This is a genomic window from Rhodopseudomonas sp. P2A-2r, from assembly GCF_026015985.1.
GTDB lineage: Bacteria > Pseudomonadota > Alphaproteobacteria > Rhizobiales > Xanthobacteraceae > Tardiphaga.
On record NZ_CP110389.1, the window covers coordinates 6,288,640 to 6,303,925 of the forward strand.

12 protein-coding genes and 2 pseudogenes are annotated in these 15,286 nt (G+C 64.5%); 11 read left to right on the forward strand and 3 right to left on the reverse strand.

Annotation, left to right across the window (positions count from 1 at the left end):
• The first annotated feature begins 87 nt into the window (after positions 1-87).
• From polA to ONR75_RS30260, 5 genes are all read left to right on the forward strand, one after another.
• Positions 88-3,141 carry a DNA polymerase I gene (gene polA, locus ONR75_RS30240; RefSeq protein ID WP_265080501.1) on the forward strand — a complete coding sequence of 1,018 codons (3,054 nt, stop codon included), beginning with the start codon at positions 88-90 and terminating at the stop codon, positions 3,139-3,141.
• A gap of 84 nt (positions 3,142-3,225) precedes the next feature.
• Positions 3,226-3,507, forward strand: a complete 282-nt coding sequence (locus ONR75_RS30245; protein ID WP_265080502.1) for a type II toxin-antitoxin system RelE/ParE family toxin — start codon at positions 3,226-3,228, stop codon at positions 3,505-3,507.
• A gap of 43 nt (positions 3,508-3,550) precedes the next feature.
• Positions 3,551-3,838, forward strand: a complete 288-nt coding sequence (locus ONR75_RS30250; RefSeq protein WP_265083851.1) for a HigA family addiction module antitoxin — start codon at positions 3,551-3,553, stop codon at positions 3,836-3,838.
• A gap of 36 nt (positions 3,839-3,874) precedes the next feature.
• Positions 3,875-4,510, forward strand: coding sequence for a LysE family translocator (locus ONR75_RS30255; protein WP_265080503.1), 636 nt, complete (start codon positions 3,875-3,877; stop codon positions 4,508-4,510).
• Positions 4,511-4,958: 448 nt separating this feature from the next.
• Positions 4,959-6,965 (forward strand): EAL domain-containing protein, encoded by a 2,007-nt coding sequence (locus tag ONR75_RS30260; protein ID WP_265083852.1) that lies wholly within the window; start codon positions 4,959-4,961, stop codon positions 6,963-6,965.
• Positions 6,966-6,993: 28 nt separating this feature from the next.
• Here ONR75_RS30260 and ONR75_RS30265 read toward each other — a convergent pair whose 3' ends face one another.
• Complete coding sequence (locus ONR75_RS30265) at positions 6,994-7,620, reverse strand: glutathione S-transferase family protein (protein WP_265080504.1); 627 nt, start codon at positions 7,618-7,620, stop codon at positions 6,994-6,996.
• A gap of 56 nt (positions 7,621-7,676) precedes the next feature.
• Positions 7,677-8,585: a LysR family transcriptional regulator gene (locus ONR75_RS30270; protein WP_320109672.1), complete on the reverse strand. Its 909-nt coding sequence runs from the start codon at positions 8,583-8,585 to the stop codon at positions 7,677-7,679.
• Between the two features lie 95 nt (positions 8,586-8,680).
• On the opposite strand from ONR75_RS30270, the gene ONR75_RS30275 reads away from it, so the two are divergent.
• The 6 genes and pseudogenes from ONR75_RS30275 (at position 8,681) to ONR75_RS30300 (ending at position 14,313) form a co-directional block, all read left to right on the forward strand.
• On the forward strand, positions 8,681-9,259 hold the full coding sequence (locus ONR75_RS30275) for a chromate transporter (RefSeq protein WP_265080505.1): 579 nt from the start codon (positions 8,681-8,683) through the stop codon (positions 9,257-9,259).
• Positions 9,256-9,786: a chromate transporter gene (locus ONR75_RS30280; protein ID WP_265080506.1), complete on the forward strand. Its 531-nt coding sequence runs from the start codon at positions 9,256-9,258 to the stop codon at positions 9,784-9,786. Before ONR75_RS30275 ends, ONR75_RS30280 begins: the two co-directional genes overlap by 4 nt.
• A gap of 90 nt (positions 9,787-9,876) precedes the next feature.
• Positions 9,877-10,440 carry an orotate phosphoribosyltransferase gene (gene pyrE, locus ONR75_RS30285; protein ID WP_265080507.1) on the forward strand — a complete coding sequence of 188 codons (564 nt, stop codon included), beginning with the start codon at positions 9,877-9,879 and terminating at the stop codon, positions 10,438-10,440.
• 73 nt (positions 10,441-10,513) lie between these two features.
• A complete protein-coding gene (locus ONR75_RS30290; protein ID WP_265080508.1) occupies positions 10,514-11,845 on the forward strand; it encodes a sodium:proton antiporter in 1,332 nt (443 codons plus the stop codon).
• Positions 11,846-11,878: 33 nt separating this feature from the next.
• Positions 11,879-13,341, forward strand: a pseudogene (locus ONR75_RS30295) (sodium:proton antiporter).
• Between the two features lie 242 nt (positions 13,342-13,583).
• Positions 13,584-14,313: pseudogene (locus ONR75_RS30300) on the forward strand (DUF2865 domain-containing protein).
• A gap of 9 nt (positions 14,314-14,322) precedes the next feature.
• Here the strand turns inward: ONR75_RS30300 and ONR75_RS30305 are convergent.
• A complete protein-coding gene (locus tag ONR75_RS30305) occupies positions 14,323-14,754 on the reverse strand; it encodes a hypothetical protein (RefSeq protein WP_265080509.1) in 432 nt (143 codons plus the stop codon).
• Between the last annotated feature and the right edge of the window lie 532 nt (positions 14,755-15,286).

Consider the following 15,286-nt stretch of genomic DNA (forward strand, 5'->3'; position numbering starts at 1 on the left):
CCCACTCAGTTGTCATCGCCCGCGAAAGCGGGCGATGACAACTGAGTGGGGGTGTCATTCCGCGCCAGGAATCTCTAAATTGCGGCCATGCCGAAAACATCAGAACAGACCGCCGCCACCGCCTCGACCCCCGCCAGCATTCCCGGCAAGGGCGACCATGTCTTCCTGGTCGACGGCTCAGGCTATATTTTCCGCGCCTACCACGCGCTGCCGCCGCTCAACCGCAAGTCCGACGGGCTGCAGGTCAATGCCGTGCTGGGCTTCTGCAACATGCTGTGGAAGCTGCTGCGCGACATGCCGCCGGACAACCGGCCGACCCATCTGGCGGTCATTTTCGACAAGTCGGAAGTCACGTTCCGCAACAAGCTGTATCCGGAATACAAGGCGCACCGGCCGCCGGCGCCCGACGACCTGATCCCGCAATTCGCGCTGATCCGCGACGCCGTGCGCGCTTTCGACCTGCCGAGCATCGAACAGGGCGGCTTCGAGGCCGACGACCTGATCGCCACCTATGTGCGCGAGGCCTGCGAACGCGGCGCCACCGCCACCATCGTGTCGTCGGACAAGGACCTGATGCAGCTCGTCACCGACTGCGTCACCATGTACGACACCATGAAGGACCGCCGGCTGGGCATCCCCGAGGTGATCGAGAAATTCGGCGTGCCGCCGAACAAGGTGGTCGAGGTGCAGGCGCTGGCCGGCGACAGCGTCGACAACGTCCCCGGCGTGCCCGGCATCGGCATCAAGACCGCGGCGCAGCTGATCAACGAATATGGCGACCTCGAAACGCTGCTCGCCCGCGCCTCCGAGATCAAGCAGCCGAAGCGGCGGGAATCGCTGATCGAACATGCCGAGAAGGCGCGGATCTCGCGGCAACTGGTGCTGCTCGACGATCACGTCAAGCTCGATGTGCCGCTCGACGAACTCGCGGTGCACGAGCCCGACGCGCGGAAGCTGATCGCGTTTCTCAAGCACATGGAATTCTCCACCCTGACGCGGCGCGTCGCGGAGTATTCGCATATCGATCCGGCCGATGTGGACGCCGAATGGGTCAGCGATGGCGTGGTGCAGCCGCGCAAGGGCGAGGGCGCCTCGCGCAACGATGCCGGTGAGGGCCTGTTCCCAGGCGACTCGCCCTCACCCCGCCCCTCTCCCGCAAGCGGGAGAGGGAGCGCAGCGCCGGCGAAGAGCGGCAGCGCCCACACCTCCGCTGGTGTCACCGGCCGCCCTGCGCTCTCCCCGATCTCGCTTGCCGCCGCCCGCGCCGAAGCCGCGCGAAAAATCCCGGTCAACCGCGAAGCCTATGTGCCGGTGCGCACGCTGGCGGAGCTCAGCCAGTGGATCTCGCGCATCCACGACCTCGGCCATTTCGCCTTCGAGGCCAAGGCGACCTCGATCGATCCGATGCAGGCCGACCTTGTCGGCCTCGCGCTATCACTCGGACCCAACGACGCCTGCTACATTCCGCTCGGCCACCGGCAGTCCGGCGACGCGTCCGGCCTGTTCGCCTCCGGCCTGGAGCCCGACCAGATCCGGCCCGCCGACGCGCTGGAAGCACTGAAGCCGCTGCTGGAATCCGAAGGCATTCTGAAGATCGGCTTCGCCATCAAGTTCACCGCGGTGCTGCTGGCCCAGCACGGCATCACCATCCGCAATGCCGACGACGTCCAGCTGATGTCCTATGCGCTGGACGCAGGACGCAATGCCCATGGCCTCGACGCTCTGACCGAGCGCTGGCTCGGTCACGCCAATCTCAGCTATGGCGACGTGATCGGCTCCGGCAAGAACAAGCTGGTGTTCGACAAGGTGGCCATCGACAAGGCCACCGCTTATGCCGCCGAGGATGCCGACGTGCTGCTGCGGCTGTGGCGCGTGCTGAAGCCGCGGTTGCCCGCCGAGCACATGACCACGGTCTACGAGACGCTGGAGCGACCGCTGATATCAGTGCTGGCCCGCATGGAGCGGCGCGGCATCTCCATCGACCGCCAGGTGCTGTCGAAACTGTCGGCGGATTTCGCGCAGACGGCGGCGCGCATCGAGGCGGAGATCCGCGAGATCGCCGGCGAGGATATCAACATCGGCAGCCCGAAGCAGCTCGGCGACATCCTGTTCGGCAAGATGGCTTTGCCGGGTGGCTCGAAGACCAAAACCGGCGCGTGGTCGACCTCGGCCTCGATCCTCGAGGACCTCGCCGAGGAAGGCCACGCCTTCCCGCGCATGATCCTTGACTGGCGCCAGGTCTCAAAACTGCGATCGACCTATACCGATGCGCTGCCCAACTACGTTCATCCGCAGACCCACCGCGTCCATACCACCTATGCGCTGGCGGCGACCACCACCGGCCGGCTGTCGTCCAACGAGCCGAACCTGCAGAACATCCCGGTGCGCACCGAGGACGGCCGAAAAATCCGCCGCGCCTTCATCGCCGCCCCCGGCCACAAGCTGGTGTCGGCGGACTATTCGCAGATCGAGCTGCGGCTGCTGTCGGAGGTCGCCGACGTGCCGGCGTTGCGCACCGCGTTCCAGGAAGGCACCGACATTCACGCCATGACTGCGTCGGAAATGTTCGGGGTACCGGTCAAGGATATGCCGGCCGATATCCGCCGCCGCGCCAAGGCGATCAACTTCGGCATCATCTACGGCATCTCGGCCTTCGGCCTCGCCAACCAGCTCGGCATTCCCCGCGAGGAGGCCGGCGCCTACATCAAGAAGTACTTCGAGCGCTTCCCCGGCATCCGCGCCTATATGGACGCGACGCGGGATTTCTGCCGCGCGCACGGCTATGTGGAAACCCTGTTCGGCAGGAAGTGCCACTATCCGGACATCAAGGCCTCCAACGCCTCGATCCGATCCTTCAACGAGCGCGCCGCCATCAACGCGCGACTGCAGGGCACCGCCGCCGACATCATCCGCCGCGCCATGGTGCGGATGGAGGACGCTTTGAGCGGGAAGAAACTCTCGGCGCAGATGCTGCTGCAGGTCCATGACGAGTTGATCTTCGAGGTGCCCGACGACGAGGTCGCCGCCACGCTGCTGGTGGTCCAGCGCGTCATGCAGGATGCGCCGTTCCCGGCGGTGATCTTGCACGTTCCGCTGCAGGTCGACGCACGGGCGGCCAATAACTGGGAAGAGGCGCATTAACCGCGTCGAGGTCGGTAAGCAGCATGTATCGAATCTCGATACAATCAGCTGGTCCGGCGTATCGGAAAATGATACACTGGGCCGGTGATCAAGAGTTTCAAAATCCGGATGACACAGGCGGCATTTGACGGAGAGGCTCTCAAGGGCTTTCCGGCTGCTCTGCTGAAGGTGACGCGACGGCGATTGAACTATCTGGACTCGGCGACCTCGCTGCACGATTTGCAATCTCCGCCTGGAAATCGACTGGAGGCCTTGAAAGGAGACCGTCAGGGCCAACATTCGATCCGTGTGAACGATCAGTTCAGGATCTGCTTTGTCTGGACCTCGGAAGGTCCGACGGATGTGGAATTTGTCGATTACCACTGACAATGCTGATGTAAGGAAATTCGATGGTCAAGAAGCTGCCCCCATGCATCCCGGAGAAGTGTTGCGCGAGGAATTTCTTGTTCCGCTCGGGCTGTCCGCCGGCGGCCTTGCGAAGGCTTGCGGCGTCCCCCGCACCCGAATCGAGCGGCTAGCCAATGAAGAGGCCGGCATCACCGCGGACACCGCCCTCCGGCTTGGAAAGGCGCTCGACACGTCGGCACAGCTCTGGCTCAATTTGCAGAACGCCTACGATATGCGGATGGCCGAACGTCATATCGGCAAGGAACTAGAGAAGATTTCTCCGGTGACACGCTCAGCGGCTGCGGCCTGATCGCCTTCAGACAATCATTCAATCTCCGAGACCCTCATGCCCCACATCACCTCACTGCTCGCCTTCGCCCTGGTCTCCCTCGGCATGGTGCTGACGCCCGGGCCGAACATGATCTATCTGATCTCGCGCTCGATCACCCAGGGCGCCGCGGCCGGCATGGTGTCGCTCGGCGGCGTGGCCTTGGGTTTTGTTTTTTACATGCTGTGCGCGGCGTTCGGCATCACGGCGCTGCTGTTCGCGGTGCCCTATGCCTATGACGCGCTGAGGCTGGCCGGCGCGGCCTATCTCGGCTGGCTGGCGTGGCAGGCGCTGAAACCGAATGGCCGCTCCCCGTTCCAGGTGAAGGAGCTCGCCGTCGACGGCCCGCGCAAACTGTTCGCCATGGGGTTCGTTACCAACCTGCTCAATCCGAAGATCGCCATGCTGTATCTGGCGCTGCTGCCGCAGTTCATCGATCCCGCCATGGGCAGCGTGCTGACGCAGTCGCTGGCGCTGGGTTCGGTGCAGATCGTCATCAGCGTCGGCGTCAACGCGCTAATCGCGCTCGGCGCCGGCTCGATCGCATTGTTTCTCGGGCAGCGCCCGATCTGGCTCAAGCTGCAGCGCTGGCTGATGGGCACCGTGCTCGCCGGCCTCGCGGTGCGCATGGCGTTGGAGACGCGACGGAGCTGACGCTCCTTCTTCTGTGTTGAGAGACGACGTGGCCGACATTCGGCTCAACTATGAGCGCAATGATACCTGCGGTTTCTGAAAGTACCACTGCAAATCGACGCGCGCATGGCCGCCCTCCAGACCTATCACATAGGTACATAAATCTGGCGATCAGTCTGGCAACTGAAGCTGACGACCCGCCATCGATGCAGCTTCGACGGGCAAACATGCGTGCCCATTCACGTAGTTCTACGGACGTTTCAACGTTGCCATGGCCTGTTATATTCGGCTCAAATTAATCTGATTACTTTAGGCTTCGCCGATCATCTGGCGGATAATACCTATGCCTCGGCGTCGAAAGCGTCTTCTCGATCGATTGAAGTTGCGCCCGGAATTCGTCGCGGCGGCAAGCGTGGCGCTGGCGTTGGCCGTCGGTCTCCTCGCCATCGGCATCTATCTTCCCGATGCGATGAAGGCAGCCGCCATCGAGGCCGCCTATCGCAGCAACATCGAGACCGTCGACCAGATCAAGCTGACGCGCGGCTACTACACGCGGAACGTGGTCGCAAAGGAGCTGGCAAGCGGACACCTGACCCCGTCGCACGATCACAAGGGAAATCCCAACGCGATCCCGCTACCGGCCACCTTCGTCCAGGACATCTCCGATCTACTCAAGGAGAGGGATACCACCCTCTCGCTGATCAGCCCGTACCCTTGGCCGAACCGGGCCGGCCGGACCATGGACAGTTTCCAGACCACCGCGTGGGATGCGTTCCAGCGCGATCCGTCTGCGATCGTTTCGCGCGAGGAAACGCGCGACGGCAAGCGCCTGCTGCGCATCGCGGTACCGGATCGCATGACCGAGGCGGCCTGCGTGAGTTGCCACAACAACAGTCCGGAATCACCGAAAAGAGATTGGAAGCTCGACGACGTTCGTGCGGTCATGGAGGTGACAAAAGTCATCGAGCCCTACCTGGCGGCGGCAGAGCAGCGCAGCCGCATGATCGTGCTGGCCATCACCGCGGCGACGACTGTCGTGATCCTCATCCTGTTCGGCGTGGCGGCACTCTTTGCACGGCACGAACGGGAGAAGCGGGACACCGACCAGCATGTCCACTATCTCGCACATCACGATTCGATGACCGGCACGCTGAACAGGGGAAGTTTCCTGGCCAGCCTGACGGGCGCCATGTCGAGATTGCAGTCGCGCTCGCGTGTTGCCGTCCATTATATCGATCTCGACAGATTCAAGGAAATCAACGATCAACTCGGGCACGGTGTCGGCGACGAACTGCTTCGCGCGGTGGCCAAACGACTGAAGCGGCTGCTTGGTCCGGAAGATATCATCTCCCGGCTTGGCGGCGACGAGTTTGCCGTCGCGCAAACCAACCTGCAGGATCCCGGTGAGGTCGGCGTGATGGCCGATCGGATCACGCGCGCTTTGGCCAAGCCGTTTCAACTCAGCCATCACAGCGTAATCGTTTCCGGCAGTGTCGGCAGCGCCGGCGCGACCGTCTCGCATGCGACCGGGGATGAACTGCTCGAAGATGCCGATATCGCGCTGTACCGGGCCAAGCATGCCGGTCGCGCGTGCTATGTGGTATTTGCCCCTGAGATGCGCGATGCGATGCTGACGCGCCGTCAGCTCGAGGCCCATATCCGTGACGCCGTCGCGCGGGAAAAATTCGAAGTGTATTTTCAACCGTTGGTTCGAAGAAGCGGCAGGCTGGACGGATTCGAGGCGCTCCTGAGGTTACGCGACGATCGCGGCGAATTCATTTCGCCGTCGGTATTCGTTCCGATGGTCGAAGACATGGGTGCAATCGACAGCCTGGGCGCGTGGGTCATCAGGAACGCCTGCGCGGCGGCCGCGACGTGGCCGGCTCACCTGAAGATCAGCGTCAACCTGTCGCCGGTGCAATTCAGGAGCCCGAATTCGATCGCCGCTATTGTCGCCGACGCCATTGCGGCAAGCGGACTTGGTGCCGGCCGGCTCGAACTGGAGATCACCGAAGGGCTGCTACTCGAGGCCATCGACGATGTGATCGAGCAGCTCTTTGAACTCAAGAATGCCGGCGCTGCGATCGTCATGGACGACTTCGGAACCGGCTATTCAAGCCTCGGCTATCTCTGGAGGCTGCCGTTCGACAAGATCAAGGTCGACAAGTCGTTTGTTCCGGAAGAAGAGGCATCGCAACAGTCCGTCACCCCGGTGCTACAGACGATCATCGGGCTCGGCCGCACCCTGAACATGGAAGTGACGGTCGAAGGCATCGAGACCGAGGCGCAGGCCGAATTCTTCCGAGACCTGAATTGCGACTACCTGCAGGGCTATCTCTTCGGCAGGCCCATGCCACGCGGCGATGCGGCGATCGTCATTCTTCGCGATCTGCTCGACGAAATGGCGGAATCCATCGGCAGCGGCGCAGTCGCCACTGCCGATGAAACCACTTGCCTGGATCAGGTCGCCGGATGAGCGGCTCTTTGCAGGGTGAGACGAATCGTCAATCCAGCTTCACGTCGAACCCGCGCTTCACCGCCGGCCGCGCCATTAGCTGATTGTACCAACGGCCCACATTGGCAAAATCATCGAACGACACCTTGTGGCGTTCATGCCGCCAGGCCCAGCCGAGAATCGCGAAATCCGCCACCGACAATTCGCCGGCGACGAATTCGTGGGTCGCAAGCCGGCGGTCGAGCACGCCGTAGAGCCGCCGCGTCTCGTCGGAATGGCGCTGCAGCCCATAGGCGCGCTTGGCCTCGTCCTCGAGCGCGATGAAGTGATGAACCTGGCCGGGCATCGGGCCAAAGCCGCCCATTTGCCACATCAGCCATTCCCACACCGGGATGCGCTCGCCCAGCGATTTCGGCAGGAATTTTCCGGTCTTCTCGCCGAGATACAGAAGGATGGCGCCGGATTCGAACACGCTGACCGGCTTGCCGTCCGGACCATCGGGATCGACGATCGCCGGGATCTTGTTGTTGGGGCTGATGGCGAGGAAGTCCGGCTTCAACTGCTCGCCCTTGGTGATGTTCACCGGGACCACCTTGTAGGGCAGTCCCATTTCCTCCAGGGCGACCGAGATCTTGCGGCCGTTCGGCGTATTCCATGTGTGCAGTTCGATGGTCATCGGTGCCTTCTCGTTGCAATGCAGACGCCGACGTTGCGTGATCCGCGGGAAAATGTCTACGCGCGGCTGGCCATGGCGCGAACCTGTGCGATCAGCCGCGCCATGGCGCCGGACACGCTGGCGCTACGCCAGGCCAGATGCAACGGCGCCACCAGCTGCGGCGCATCCGACAAAGTGAGATACGCGATGCCTTCGGTGTTGAGCCGGCGCATGGATTCCGGAACGATCGAGACCCCGAGACCGGCGGCCACCAGGCTCAGCGTCGACATCATGCGCGGCGCTTCCTGCCCGACCCGCGGGCTGAACCCGGCGGCCCGGCACGCCGAGATGATCGCATCGTACAATCCCGGCCCGGTCGGCCGACGCGACAGGATGAAGGTCTCGTCGGCCAGTTCGGTCAGCCGGATGCTGCGGCGCTTGCCGCCGCGCGCCAGCGCATGGTGCGCCGGCAGCGCCACCAGCATGGCCTCGTTCAGCAGCGCCTCGATGGTGATGCCCGCAGCCTCCCCCGCCGGCACGCGGACGAAAGCGACGTCGAGATGCTGGCGCTGCAGCGCTTCGATCAGCTCGCCGGTGCTGCTCTCTTCCAGCACCAGTTCGACCTCCGGCGATTGCTGCCGGAACGCGCGCACCACCGCCGGGATGAACGGATGGAAGGCGGCCGAACTGGTGAAGCCCACCGCCAGCCGACCCTGCTCGCCCCGCGCGGTGCGCTGGGCGGCCTCCACCGCATGCCCGACCTGGGCCAGCGCGGCGCGGGCCTCGCCGAGAAACACCCGTCCGGCCTCGGTCAGTTCGACGCCGCGCGGCAGGCGATAGAACAGCGCCACGCCGACCAGATCCTCGAGCGCGCGGATCTGCTGGCTCAGCGGCGGCTGCTGAATGCCGAGCCGCGCTGCGGCACGGGTGACATGGCCCTCCTCGGCCACGGCGATGAAATAGCGAAGGTGACGCAGCTCGATCATGCCATATCTTTAGCATATGAAAATGAAGTAAACCATATATTGGACACGCGGCCGGCGCGGGCCTAGCAAGGAGCCATCAACGAGCAGGGCCTGCCATGGACGCCACCATTGCTGCAACGACGACGACGACCACCACCGGGCAGCCGTCGCCGACCACCGGCGAATTGTTCACCGGCTTCCTGTGGCTCGGCATGATCGGCTTCGGCGGCGTGCTGCCGATGTCGCGGCGAATGATCGTGGAGAAGCGGCGCTGGCTGACCGGCCCGGAATTCACCGATCTGCTCGGCCTGTGCCAGTTCCTGCCCGGCGGCAACATCATCAACCTGTCCGTGGCCATCGGCCTGCATTTTCGCGGCGTGCGCGGCGCACTGGCGGCGCTGCTCGGCCTGATCGCCATGCCGACCCTGATCGTGGTCATGCTCGGCATGGTCTATGACCGCTTCCAGAACGATCCGCACATCCAGCATATGTTCGCCGGCCTTGCCGCAGCGGCCGCGGGGCTGCTGGTCGCGATGGCCGTGAAGGTGGCGTGGCCGCTACGCACCCACCCCATCGGGATAGCCATCGCCGCGCTGTGCTTCGTCGCCATTGCCGTGCTGCGGCTGCCGCTGCTACCGACCATGCTGGTGCTGGCGTCGCTCAGCATCCTCGCTGCCTGGCGGTGGCCGCGATGACCGCCGTGCTGCTGTCGCTCGCCGCGATCTTCGCCGAACTGTCGCTGCTGGCCTTCGGCGGCGGTAATACCATCCTGCCGGAGATGCAGCGCCAGGTGGTCGATATCCATCACTGGATGTCGGCGCGCGACTTCAGCGCCATGTTCGCGCTGGCGCAGGCCGCCCCCGGGCCGAACATGATGGTGGTGACTTTGGTCGGCTGGCGCGTCGCCGGCTGGGCCGGCGTTCTGGTGTCGTCGCTGGCCAAGTTCGGCCCGTCCTCGCTGGTCACCGCGCTGGTGCTGCAGGTGTGGCAGCGCTTCAAGGACCGGCCGTGGCGGCGCGTGGTGCAGGCTGGCCTGGTGCCGATGACCGTCGGGCTGGTCGCCGCCAGCGCCGCGCTGATCACCGTCGCCTCCGACCACTCATGGGGCCTCGCCGCCATCACCGCGGCCTGCGCGCTGGCTATGCTGACCAGCCGCATCCACCCGCTGTGGGCGCTCGGCTTCGGCGCGCTGGCCGGGCTCAGCGGCCTCGGCCTGTCCTGACCGCTTGCGGTGGACGGGGGCAAACGGCACTGGAGTTGCGCGGGCACTGCCGCTAAAACCGCCAAAATCTCCTGACCAGCGAGACAGCCCTTGTCCAGATCAGCCTCCCGTGCCCGCCTGTTCGACATCATCCACGCCCGCTCGTTCGGCTATGGCGAAATCACCCTGGCGTCAGGCCGCAAGAGCAATTTCTACTTCAACCTGAAGCCGACCATGTGCGACCCCGAGGGCGCGGCATTGCTGGCCGAGCTGACCTTCGACGCGCTGAAGGACGACAATCTCGATTATGTCGGCGGACTGGAGATGGGCGCCGTGCCGCTCGCCGGCGCCATTGCCCAGTTGTCGTGGCTGAAGAACCACCCGATCGCGGCGTTTTTCGTGCGCAAGCGGCCGAAGGAACATGGCGCCCGGCTGGCCGTGGAAGGCCTTGCCAAGGGCGAAAGCCTGAACGGCAAGCGGATCGTCATCGTCGAGGACGTCACCACGACCGGCGGCTCGGCCATCAAGGCGCTCGACGCGGTGCGCGAGGCCGGCGGCGAGGTGGCGCTGGTCTACACCATGGTCGACCGCGAGGAAGGCGCCGCGGAGAATTTCGCCAAGGCCGGCGTGCCGTTCCGCTCGCTGTACAAGGCCGGCGAGTTCCTCAACCGCTGATCGCTGCGATCACTGATCGCTGCGGCCCGTTGTCGCGTTTGCGGCCTGGCCGCAATATTGCTAGCCCGTCCGGATGCAGATCGACGGCGCAACATTGACATGGCCGCTGGCCATACCCTTCCTCGGCATCCTGCTGACCATCGCCACCGGTCCGCTGCTGTTCCCAAAAATCTGGCATGGTCACTACGGGAAGCTGGCGCTGGCCTGGGGTATCGCAGCGCTGTTGCCGCTGGCGCTGCTTTACGGCGTCCCGGCCGCGGCAACGGCCTTCGTCCATGCCGCGCTGGCAGAGTACATGTCCTTCATCGTGCTGCTGTTTGCGCTCTATGTGGTGGCCGGCGGCATCCTCATCAAAGCCAATCTGCGCGCCACGCCGGCCGTCAATGCCGGCCTGCTGGCGTTCGGCACGACGATCGCCAGCTTCGTCGGCACCACCGGCGCGGCGATGATCCTGATCCGGCCGCTGCTGCGCGCCAATGCCGGGCGCCCGGCCAACGCCCATGTGGTGGTGTTCTTCATTTTCCTGGTCTGCAACATCGGCGGCGCACTGTCGCCGCTCGGCGATCCGCCGCTGTTCATCGGCTTTCTGAAAGGCGTCAGCTTCTTCTGGACCACCACGCATCTGTGGTGGCAGACCCTGCTGGTGTCCGGCATCGTGCTGGCGATCTTCGTCGCCGTCGACGCCTGGTTCGCTCGCCGCGAGACGCCGGCTCATGACGGAGAGCCGCTGCGCATCGAGATGCATGGCCTGATCAACCTGCTGCTGATGGCGCTGATCATCGCGGCGATTCTCGGCTCGGCCGCCTGGCAGCCACACATCGAATTCGACATCTACGGCACCCACGTCGAACTGCAGAACTTGGCCCGCGATGCCGCGCTGCTGGCCATCGCGGGGCTGTCGCTGTGGCTGACGCCCGACGAACACCGCGCGGCCAACGGCTTCACCTTCGAGCCAATCCGCGAGGTGGCGATCCTGTTCGCGGCGATCTTCACCTGCATCATCCCGGTGATGGCAATGCTCGGCGCCGGCCACGACGGCCCGTTCGCCTGGCTGCTGACGGCGGTCACCGCGGCCGACGGCAGCCCGCAGAATGCGATGTATTTCTGGCTGACCGGCCTGCTGTCCGGTTTTCTCGACAACGCGCCGACCTATCTGGTGTTCTTCGGCCTTGCCGGCGGCGACGCCGCGCAGTTGATGACGACGCTGGCGCCGACCTTGGCGGCGATCTCCATGGGCGCGGTCTACATGGGCGCGCTGACCTATATCGGCAACGCCCCGAATTTCATGGTCTATGCCATCGCCTCCGAACAGGGCGTGGAGATGCCGAGCTTTTTTGGCTATATCGTCTGGTCGTTTGCGGTGCTGCTGCCGGTGTTCGCGCTGCTGACCTGGATCGGCGTCTAGCGCTGGACACGACCGTCCTCGGGGAATCACCAGATGACTCATACTGTGCCGCCGGCCCGTGCCGGATCGCGTCACCCCGGCCGGTTCCTGCGCGCCACTGCGCTGCTGGCCGTCGGTCTCGTTTTCAGCCCTGCCCCCGCCTTCGCGTCAGAAGGACTTAATGGCGCCAGCCTGTCGCTGCTGTGGGCTCTACCCTTCGCCGGCATTTTGCTGTGCATCGCCACCGGACCGGTGCTGTATCCCCATCTGTGGGAACACCATTACGGCAAGTTCGCTGCGCTGTGGGCCGCGCTCGTGGTGGTGCCGCTGTTCATGCTCGTAGACGCCCACACGGTGACGGCAACGCTGACGCACACGGTGCTGCTGGAATATGTCCCCTTCATCCTGCTGCTGCTGGCGCTGTTTACAGTCGCTGGCGGGATCTTCGTCGAGGGCAACCTGCACGACAGCGCCTTCACCAATACGGTGCTGCTCGGGGTCGGCGCGCTGCTCGCCAGCGTGGTCGGCACCACCGGTGCGTCGATGATACTGATCCGTCCGCTGATCCGCGCCAATGACGACCGCTATTTCAACGCCCATGTGGTGATCTTCTTCATCTTCCTGGTCTCCAACATCGGCGGCTCGCTGACGCCGCTGGGCGACCCGCCGCTGTTCCTCGGCTTTCTCAAGGGCGTCGACTTTTCTGGACCACGACGCATCTGTTCCGCGAAACCCTGCTAGCTGGCGGCTTGGTGCTGTTCGTGTTCATGATCATCGACGTCGTGCTGCATCATCGCGAAGGCAACTTCCCCAGCAAGGCCGACCCGACGCCGGATTCGCCGCTGCGGCTGCACGGCAAGATCAACCTGTTGCTGCTCGTGGTCATCATCGCGGCGATCCTGATCAGCGCCAGCTGGAAGCCCGGCCTGTCGGTCACCGTCGCCGGCGCCACGCTCGAGCTGCAGAACGTCATGCGCGACCTCGTCTTCGTGCTGGTGACCATCGCCTCGATCGTGCTGACAAGGTCCGAACACCGCGCCGCCAACGGCTTTTCGTGGGGGCCGATCACCGAGGTCGCCGTGCTGTTCGCCGGCATCTTCATCTGCATCGTGCCGGTCATGGCGATGCTGCAGGCCGGAGCACAGGGTGACTTCGCGCCGCTCGTCGCTTTGGTCAGCCATGCCGACGGCAGTCCGAACAACCTGGCCTATTTCTGGCTGACCGGCGGGCTGTCGTCGTTCCTCGACAATGCCCCGACCTATCTGGTGTTTTTCGAACTGGCCGGCGGCGACGCCAAAACCCTCATGACCACGGGGGCCATGACGCTGGCGGCGATTTCGGCCGGCGCGGTGTTCATGGGCGCCAACTCCTACATCGGCAACGCGCCCAATTTCATGGTCTATGCCATCGCCCGCGACGCCGGGGTCAAGATGCCGAGCTTCTTCGGCTATATCTTGTGGTCGGCGGCGATCCTGCTGCCGGTGTTCGCGCTGATCGGGTGGGTGTTCTTCCTGTAGCGCCACGGCCGGAAAAGCCCACCCCACGGTCGTCGGCCGCCCTTCGTGACACTCCGGTGTCAGCCATCTACACTCCTCGTTTACCATCCCGCATTAATGTTGACCCCGCCGGGGCGATGCCGTTCCGGCCGGAATTGCGATGGGCGGAGCGGGCGTTGCGTACACAATCGAGGTTTTGGTCGCCGATCCGCCGCGTTGCGCCTGTCCTGGGCGTGGCCCTCGCGCTGGCACTGACGCCGGGCATGGCGTCCGCCGAAGGCTTCTTCGATTTCCTGTTCGGCGGCGCCCCGTCGCAGAAGCAGCAGCCGCGCAGGGGCGCGCCGCCGGAAACCAACTTCTTCGCCGATCCGTTCGGCCTCAACACCCCCGCGGCCCCCCGCCGCCGCAGCGTTCGGCCTCGTCAGGGGCTCCGGCCCCGCTTTCTGCGTGCGCACCTGCGACGGCAAATATTTCGCATTGTCGCGTAGCGCGGCCAGCCCGGCGCAGATGTGCCAGGCGTTCTGCCCGGCCAGCGCTACCAAGGTGTTCCTCGGCAGCAATATCGACAGCGCATCGACCAGCGCCGGCGAGCGCTATGCCGACATGGAAAATGCCTACGCCTATCGCAAGGCGCTGCGCGCCGACTGCACCTGCAATGGCCGCGATCCCGCCGGTCTCGCACCGATCGACCTGTCGCTCGACACCTCGCTGCGCCCCGGCGACGTGATCGCCACCACCAGCGGCCTCGTCGCCTATTCCGGGGCGCGCAACGGCACCGCGCAGACCCTGGAATTCACCCCGGTGGCGTCCTATCCCGGCCTCACGCCCGACGTCCGCGCCCGGCTCGGCGAGATGAAGGTGGCTCCGGTCGCAGCCGAGATGATCAACGAGGCTGCGCCGATGGCCGAAACCGGCCGCGATATCGTCCCGGCCGTGACGGTGGCGCCGAAAACCAGCCCGGCGGCCCGCGCCAAGCGCGCCGAACTGGACTGACGTCCGCCGTCAGCGCGCGACGATGAAGCCGATCACGTTGGGGGCCGAGGAATATCGTTCCTCGATCGCGGCGCGCGCCGCGGCGCGATTTTCCAGCGTCAGCAGCCCGCGCTTCTCGGCCAGGATCATCCAGCAATAGCCCCACCAGTCGGTCAGCATGCCCTCGTCGTCGATCAGGTCGTAGCCCTGTTCCGCGGCGAAGATCCGCGCATGGGCCTCGTCCAGCGTGTCCAGCCAGGCATGGTCGTCCAGCGAGAACAGATCGTCGCTGAAATCGTCGGTGGTGTAGCCCCACACCGACTGGCACACCGCGTTGAATTCGCGGTCGATCTGGTCGTCGTCGACGGGGTGGCGGCGGGCCACCTGATGCAGCCGCGACAGCGAGCGGGCAAAATCGGCAATACGGGTGAGAGCGAACTGATCGAAGGCGATGGTGGACATGTAGTCCTCACAGGCTTGCACAGACCATAGATATAGGGCGCGACCCGCGCCGAATCACGATGCTATATCAAAGACTTGCTAAAGTGTTCTTAATTTGTTCCGAGACTAATTCCGAACGCCATGGTCATTTGGTCGCCGCGACCAACCCGTTGGCCCACCTGAGCCAGACCTTCGATTTCAGCGGGTCCTCCAGGCTGCCGGCTTTCTCCAGCGGCGATTTCGGACATCCCTCGCACCAGGGAAATTCGAAGGCGCAGAAGTCACCGTCGAGCCCGTCACACGCGGAGTCGAAATGGCAGGAAAATGGCGCGGGGAGCGGTTGAATCACGGTGCACCCTATGTCGTGGCGGGATCTGACGATCTCCCTCACCGGTAAAAGCCATCAGGGCGGTGATAGCTCAAGGTTGCATGTCCGGTTCCGGACACCAAGAAAAAACTGAGCATTGATAAAAATTTAACGAATTGAGCGACTGAGCGCTTTGCGCAGCGACAGCCGTTCCACGCCCCTTCCCGCGCCGGGCGGGCGTGGCGC